Source organism: Jeotgalibacillus proteolyticus, assembly GCF_050107735.1.
Taxonomy (GTDB): Bacteria; Bacillota; Bacilli; order Bacillales; family Jeotgalibacillaceae; genus Jeotgalibacillus; species Jeotgalibacillus proteolyticus_A.
In genome coordinates, this window is sequence record NZ_JBNILO010000030.1 from 1 (window position 1) to 761 (window position 761).

At 48.0% G+C, this 761-nt stretch carries 4 tRNA genes and 2 rRNA genes; all 6 read left to right on the forward strand.

Going from position 1 to position 761, the window contains the following annotated elements:
- A 23S ribosomal RNA gene (locus ACQCT8_RS18965) occupies positions 1-107 on the forward strand; the annotation flags it as partial.
- 162 nt (positions 108-269) lie between these two features.
- Positions 270-385 (forward strand): 5S ribosomal RNA (rrf, locus tag ACQCT8_RS18970).
- Positions 386-390: 5 nt separating this feature from the next.
- A tRNA-Asn gene (locus tag ACQCT8_RS18975) sits at positions 391-465 on the forward strand.
- A gap of 6 nt (positions 466-471) precedes the next feature.
- A tRNA-Thr gene (locus ACQCT8_RS18980) sits at positions 472-544 on the forward strand.
- 13 nt (positions 545-557) lie between these two features.
- A tRNA-Glu gene (locus tag ACQCT8_RS18985) sits at positions 558-632 on the forward strand.
- 3 nt (positions 633-635) lie between these two features.
- Positions 636-711: transfer RNA gene (locus ACQCT8_RS18990), tRNA-Val, on the forward strand.
- Positions 712-761 lie beyond the last annotated feature (50 nt).

Genomic DNA, 761 nt, shown 5'->3' on the forward strand with positions numbered 1-761 from the left:
CACGCAAGTGGTAAGATCCCTGAAAGATGATCAGGTAGATAGGTTCGAGGTGGAAGCATAGCGATATGTGCAGCTGACGAATACTAATCGATCGAGGACTTAACCAATTTTGGTGATTACTCGAAAAAGCAATGTTTGTATTGATGTCTTATCCAGTTTTGAAAGAATGAGCAGCATAGTTACTGCGTTTTTTATTCTTTCTTGAAACTTAGTATTGAATTTTGAGGCAAAATTGGTATAATAGTTTTTGTCCAAGGCAATAGTAAGCGTCTAGTGATGATAGCGAAGAGGTCACACCCGTTCCCATGCCGAACACGGAAGTTAAGCTCTTCAGCGCCGATGGTAGTTGGGGGTCTCCCCCTGCGAGAGTAGGACGTCGCTAGGCAATGTTCCGCAGTAGCTCAGTGGTAGAGCTATCGGCTGTTAACCGATCGGTCGTAGGTTCGAGTCCTACCTGCGGAGCCAATTACTGCTTCCATAGCTCAGCAGGTAGAGCACTTCCATGGTAAGGAAGAGGTCGCAGGTTCAAATCCTGTTGGAAGCTTTATCTTTTTATCGGCCCGTTGGTCAAGCGGTTAAGACACCGCCCTTTCACGGCGGTAACACGGGTTCGAATCCCGTACGGGTCACCAGATGGAGAATTAGCTCAGCTGGGAGAGCATCTGCCTTACAAGCAGAGGGTCGGCGGTTCGAGCCCGTCATTCTCCACCATCTTGCCGGTGTAGCTCAATTGGTAGAGCAACTGACTTGTAATCAGTAGG